The organism is Streptomyces sp. NPDC048278 (genome assembly GCF_040652195.1).
Lineage (GTDB): Bacteria > Actinomycetota > Actinomycetes > Streptomycetales > Streptomycetaceae > Streptomyces.
On the sequence record NZ_JBEZLP010000043.1, the window covers coordinates 86,046 to 92,243 of the forward strand.

Genomic DNA, 6,198 nt, shown 5'->3' on the forward strand with positions numbered 1-6,198 from the left:
CTGCGGACGCTGGGTATGCGTCGGCGGTCCAGGATCCGGGTGTGGCGTACGGGTCGACGTCGGATGCCGGGCAGCAGCAGGGCCAGAGTCAGGGGTATACGAACGCGTATATGACCCCAGCGGGTCAGGGGGCTGCCGCTGCTCAGTACGCTCTGGCGCAGCAGGACCGGGGCCAGGTCTACGGGTCCACGTACGACGCCGCCCAGGGGCAGAGCGAGGGGTCCGCGGACGCCCAGTTCGCGCCGGCACAGCAGAGCGAGGCTCCGTACGCGTATGCCACGCCCCTGGAGCAGGGGCAGTACACCTACGACGCCGCGACTCCCGAGGCCTCGATGCAGCCGGTGCAGCCGCGCGAGGTGATGGTGCAGCAGCAGAATGCGGTGACTCCCGATGCCTCGACCCAGCCGATGCAGCCGCGGCAAGTGATGGTCCAGCAGCAGGATGCGGTGAGTCCGGATGCTTCGGTGCAGCCGGAGGAGCCGCGTCAGGTGATGGTGCGGCAGCAGAATGCGGTGACTCCCGATGCCTCGACCCAGCCGGTGCAGCCGCGGGAAGTGATGGTCCAGCAGGCGACGGGGCAAGCGGTGCACGGGCAGCCGGAACCGTCTGCGGAAGCCTGGGAGCCCGCAGGGCTGCCCGGCTTCTGATTCTCTCCGTGTTCCGCGCACGGCGGGACACGTGCGGAACAGCTCATCCACCGGACCTGGTACTCGGGCACATGGAACGCACCGAGTTGCAGGTCCGGGAGGCCGTGCGGGGCCGTGGCCGGATCCGAAAACGGCCGGGCGGCGCGTGACATGTCACGTTGATCGGGTGTGTGGCGAAGGGGAGCGCAGACGATATGGCAGACAGCGGCACCAGCGGCACCAGCGGCGATGGCAACTCCACTGACTACCAGGACTGGAACTGGAAGCAGATCAAGAAGGCCATCACCGGTATGGATCCCGACCATCCGGAGAACAACTCCGTCGCGTCGCTGTACTCCAATCCGCAGACCCTTCAGGACGCGGCGGACACGTTCTGGTACGCGGAGCAGGTGCTGCAGGAGGTCGCCCAGAGCCTGGGCGATCAGGCTCAGGCGCTGACCGGAGAGAACGGCCCGTGGCAGGGCGCCGCGGCGACGGCCTTCAACTCGGCCATGACGTCCCTGACCAAGCAGGTGACCGACATGGCCAACACCCTTTCCGGCGGGGTCACCGGCGACAACAACGTCCCGCAGCAGCTGGCGGACAACGCCCAGCATCTGCGAGAGGCCGCCGCGAAGCTCGAGGACATCGACTCCTGGTACGCCAACCAGGCTCTGAAGATCAACCCGCACCTCAAGATGTCGAACGGCATGGTCGAAGTCCACAAGCTTCCGCAGGTCGTCAGCATGATGACCAACGACATGCGGCAGGTCCTCACCACGCTGTCGGGCCATTACAAGGTCACCCAGGACTCCATCGTCCAGCCGAACGCACCCACCGATCCGACCAACAGTGCCACCAACTCGCCCTACACCCCCTCCGACTACGTCGGCTCCGACCCCTACAACAGCCAATATGTTCCGAACTACAGCGGGTCGAACTACGACGTACCCGACTACAACTCGCAGTACAGCGACCCCAACGCCCCCTCCTCTTCGGACAACATCCCGGATGACACCTCGTCGATCGACACCCCCGATGCGATAAGCCCCTACTCCGGAAACGGCACTCTCGACTACAACGACCCCAATCTCGGGACGAACGGGCCCGATATCGGGAGTGACGTCCCCGACAACCTCGATTCCGCTAACGGTGTCGACGGCCCGCAACTCTCGAACGATGCGGCCGATCTGGCCGATCCGGACGTTCAGCCCTCCGCCATCCCGACGGACCTGACGGGGGCGGGGAGTCTGGACGACGCACCGGTGGACAGCGCGCTGGACTCGAACGCCACCCAGTTCCCCGACGACACGTCCGCAGGGCAGGTGCAACCCGGCACACTCGCCGACGGGACGCTCGATCCCACGATGGACGCGGCGCTCAACCCCGATTCCTCCGACGGGCTTACCACCGACAGCCCCTCCATCGTCACCCCGTTCGCGAACCTGGGATCGACCTCGAACTCCCCGGAGGGATCGGCGGCCGATTCCCCGTCGTCCCAGAAGAGCGCGTCCCCGTATTCCGGCGGCCTCGACCTGGGCACGTCGGGGCTCGACGACACTGGGCTGAGTGATCCCGCCAACGCCGACGTGGCCGCGTTTTCCGGTGGAAGCACGCCCGATGTGGATACCTCCGGAAGCCTCGCTCCGAGTTCGCTCTCCGATTTCCCCAGCACGAGCCTGGACTCCGACGCGCCCGTGCTCTCCGATCCGGCTCTGGGTACCGGAGCGCCGGCATCGAGCGTGACGGGGTATCCGGGTACGTCGGACGCGGGAGTCAGCGAAGCCGGCCTGCCGATGATGCCAATGGGTGGGTTGGGTTCTGGTGGCGTAGGCGGTGGTGGGTCTGAGGGGGCGGTGTCTGATGCGTCTGGTTTGTTGGGTGGGGATGCGGCGCCGTGGTCTGGGTCGTCGTTGTCGGATGTGCCGGATGGGGTGACGGGTGGTGTGGGTCAGGGGGGTGTTGGTCTGAGTCTGCCGGGGGAGGGGTTGGGTGGGGGTGGGTTGGCGTCGTCGGGTGAGGGTGTTGGTGGTGCTGGTTCGTCGATGATGCCCATGATGCCGATGGGAGGCATGGGAGCCGGGGCGGGGAACGGTGAGCGGGAGCATGAGCGTTCAGACGCGTCCGGTTTGCTGTCCGGCACGTCGGAGCCGTGGTCGGCCGCGGTGGCTGGTGACGAGGCCGAGATCGGATTCCCCCATGGCGCGCCGCGCGACGTGGGATATCTGCGGCTACCGAGCGGATACGGAATGTCCGGCGACCTCTCCCCCCAGGGATCGGCGGAGGGGCGGCCGACCGGTTTGGAGCCTTCGGCTGCCCCGGTGGGCGACGAGTTGGCCGCCGGAGTGATCGAGGGGCTGGCGTTTTCCGCGATGGCGGGAGCAGCCGGAACTGGTGCCGGAGAAGGGGCCGGAGTCCAACGCGACCACTCGCCCCAGGTCGGCGCGGCATCGGTGTGGGGCGGACCGGAATGGGGGGCGGCCGAGTTTCCCGTACCGGAACCGGCTGGAGGCGGCCGGCAGGCCGCCCCGCGGCCCGAGCAGGAAGCCAGGACCGTGGCCGAACCGGCCGAGCACCGTGCCGAGCCGGAAGCGCACGGACATTCCGAGGTACGACAGCCTGCGCAGCAGGAGTCGGGCCAGCAGGAGCCTGCGCAGCAGGGGTCGGGCCAGCAGGAGCCTGCCCAGCAGGAGTCGGGCCATGAGGAGCCGGTCCGTGAAGAGCCGGCGGAAGAGCCGGTCGGTGAGGCAGTGGTTCCTGAGGCCACCGGGGCCGACGACGCGGACACGTGGGACTCGGCGCCGCACTCGCTCCTTCCGCTGTTCGGCGTGCACGAGCCCGGCACTGACGGTGGCCAGGGCCCGGTGACCGAAGGAGACAGGCAGGATGCCGCCGCGGCGACGGCCGTCGCCGCCGGTGCGTACGCGATCACCCACGCGATCACCATGGACCAGGCCCCGGCCGAACCCGTACGGCCCGCTTGGCGGCCCAAGGCATCCGGCAGCGCGCCGATGGAGCTGACGTGCGCGTTCGACGAGCCGGAAGAGAGGTCGGCTTCGCAGCAGGTCGAGTCAGAGGCGCCGGTGGCGTCCGCCGTCAAGGTCAGGCGGCGCGGGGAGGAAGAGCAGAGCAGCGTTGCCGACCTGCTGCGCCAGGGCGAGGAGGTGTGGGGCGGCGGCGCGGGAGTGTTCGGCTGACGGCGCGGCCGGTCCGCCGAGGTTGCCCAGGCAGGCAGACGAGGCTGTACGCGAGTCCAACGACGGCTGCCCGGGCTTGGCCGCCGAGTGCCGTTACGGGTTGACTCGGAATTCATCCAGGCAGCGGCGCGACGTTGAGGAGAGCCAGAATGCCGTCACCGAACGACGACCGGATCGAGGAGTTGCTCGCCGAGTACCGCGATGCGCGTGAGCAGGCGGTCGAGACTCGTCGCCGGATCAACGAGGTCCAGGCGACGGCGACCGCCCCTCGGCAGGTCGTGAAGGTCACCGTCGGAGCGCAGGGCCAGCTGGCGGCGTTGGAGTTCCCGACGGCCGCGTACCGCAACCTGCCTCCGAAAGAACTGTCGAAGGTGATCACGGCGACTTTCGAGCGGGCGCGTACGCAGGCACTGTCCAAGGCCTCCGAGGTGACGCTCGGCCGCCTCCTCGGCGGGGTGTCGACGGCAGACCTGTTGCAGGGGCGTGTCGATCCGAGCTCACTGCTGCCGGAGGAACTGGAACTGCCGGACGCCGTGCGGGCCTACGTGGAGCACGAGCTGGGCGGCACGAAGGAAGGTGCCGACCATGAGTGAACAACAGTCGAACGAACCGCTGCGCGTGGACACGGACCTGATGCGGCGGGCGATCAGCAGGCTGGAGCAGCTCGCCGACCAGCTGATCTCCGCGGGGGATCAACTCCAGAACGCCAGCGAGTCCTACGGCGAATGCTGGGGCGACGACAAGACGGGCAAGCAGTTCTACGAGCAGTACCAGGAGCCCCACAGCCAGGCGCTCACGGCCGCCCAACAAGGCGGTTCGGTCCTGCATGACTCGACCGAGCAGGTGGCCGCCATGGTGAAGGCCTTCGAGTCGAGTGAGGACAACGCGGCGGCAACAGGAAGTTCGCTGAGTTCGGGCGCGAACGACACCTGATTCCTCCTTTCATGACGTGTCCAGCCCGGCCGAGCCCCTCGGAGCCGGCCGGGAGGGCACAGCGAGACGTGGCCAGACAGGCCCCGCGCCTGTGGGCTCCGGACCGCCGTGTGCGGTCGGTCCGACATCCGGCAAGAGCGAACGGTGGAAGCACAGATGAGCAGTCCGTCGGAAGACCAGGCGTCGCCGCAGGCAGAGGCTCCCGAACCAGGGGAAGCGCAGCCTGGCACCGGGGTGACCACTCCGCCGGGCGAGGGCGTCACCGGCGAGGAGATGCCGCCCGTGCCCGACCACATCCGGGAGGCGGCGCGGCAGGCCCCCGACCACTGGTTCGGGATGATCGACCCCACCTGGTCGGGAGCGGGAACGCCACCGGAGTGGGCCATGGTCGGTCAGTGGCGCTCGGACCTGGACGGCGAGATCGTGGAATGGCGGGACAACGAGGAGTACCGTCCCTCGCCGGCGGGGCTCGGATGGCCGGAGCCGACCGACCCGGTGGACGCGGCGGTGCAGCTCGCGGCGACGGGTTACGGCCCCGCGGAGGACGTCACGCGCGCTCTGGCCACGGCCGAGGTCGCGGTGTTCGTCACCCCGGGCGGCGGACTGCTGGCCGCCGTGGCGCCGGACGACGAGACGCCCGTCGTTCCCGTCTTCACCTCACCGGACCACCTGCACGCGGCGGGCCGCATGTCGTTCCGGCCCGTCAAGGTCCCGGACCTTCTCGACCAGATCCCCCAAGGCCATGTGATCTACCTGAACGCGTCCGGTGCGGTCAGCATGACGGTCGAATCGGATGTGCTGCGTGAGGCGGTGCGGGCCTCCGGCGACGCGGAGGGGGAGAACTTCTGGCTGGGCGACCTGGACGACATACTGCCCGCTCCTGCCGAGCCGGAAGCCGTCCGCGACAGCAGCCGCGACACCCGTATTACCGATGTCCCGACGGGCGACGCGCTCTGACGCCGCGACGCGGAAACCCTCCGACGGCCGCCGTCGGTATGGATGAGCGGGCAGACCCAGGTGTACGCGGAGTCAAGATCAGCTCGGGCCGATTGGAGCGTCGGCGCCCGGGCGGTTGACTCGGTGTTTCGCAGTGCCGACGCACCTACTGAGACCGGGATGGAACGACATGGTGGGGATCCACACGACCGCTGAGGGCAGCCTTCCGGCTGCCCTCAGCCGGCGGTTGGTCCCGAGTCCGGCCGACAGCAGCGCACCCGGTGTGCCGTCGGTCTCGGCTGTCCGACACGTGGGTGGGTGATCCGGGCGCGTGAGCATCATGTTGCCGTCGGGGTTGCAGTGGGTGGCGAAGCTGGCGGGTGGGGACTGGCCGAAGGCCGATGAGGACAAGTTGTGGGCTCTGGGGCGGGCGCATCGTGATTTTGCGTCGCGGGTGCGGGGGGTGGTTGCTGATCTGGGGCCGGTGATGGATGAGGTGCGGGCGG

Annotated in this window: 4 protein-coding genes and 1 pseudogene; all 5 read left to right on the forward strand. The window is 68.9% G+C overall.

Going from position 1 to position 6,198, the window contains the following annotated elements; genetic code table 11:
- A pseudogene (locus tag AB0D74_RS43915) lies at positions 1-647 on the forward strand (hypothetical protein); the annotation flags it as partial.
- Between the two features lie 194 nt (positions 648-841).
- Entirely contained in the window at positions 842-3,823 is a 2,982-nt protein-coding gene (locus AB0D74_RS43920; protein WP_362599961.1) for a WXG100 family type VII secretion target, read from the forward strand.
- 149 nt (positions 3,824-3,972) lie between these two features.
- Positions 3,973-4,416: a YbaB/EbfC family nucleoid-associated protein gene (locus AB0D74_RS43925; protein ID WP_362599963.1), complete on the forward strand. Its 444-nt coding sequence runs from the start codon at positions 3,973-3,975 to the stop codon at positions 4,414-4,416.
- Positions 4,409-4,756 (forward strand): hypothetical protein, encoded by a 348-nt coding sequence (locus AB0D74_RS43930; RefSeq protein WP_362599965.1) that lies wholly within the window; start codon positions 4,409-4,411, stop codon positions 4,754-4,756. The genes AB0D74_RS43925 and AB0D74_RS43930 overlap by 8 nt, the downstream gene beginning before the upstream one ends.
- Positions 4,757-4,990: 234 nt before the next feature.
- Positions 4,991-5,713, forward strand: coding sequence for a type VII secretion system-associated protein (locus AB0D74_RS43935; protein WP_362599967.1), 723 nt, complete (start codon positions 4,991-4,993; stop codon positions 5,711-5,713).
- The last annotated feature ends 485 nt before the right edge of the window (positions 5,714-6,198 follow it).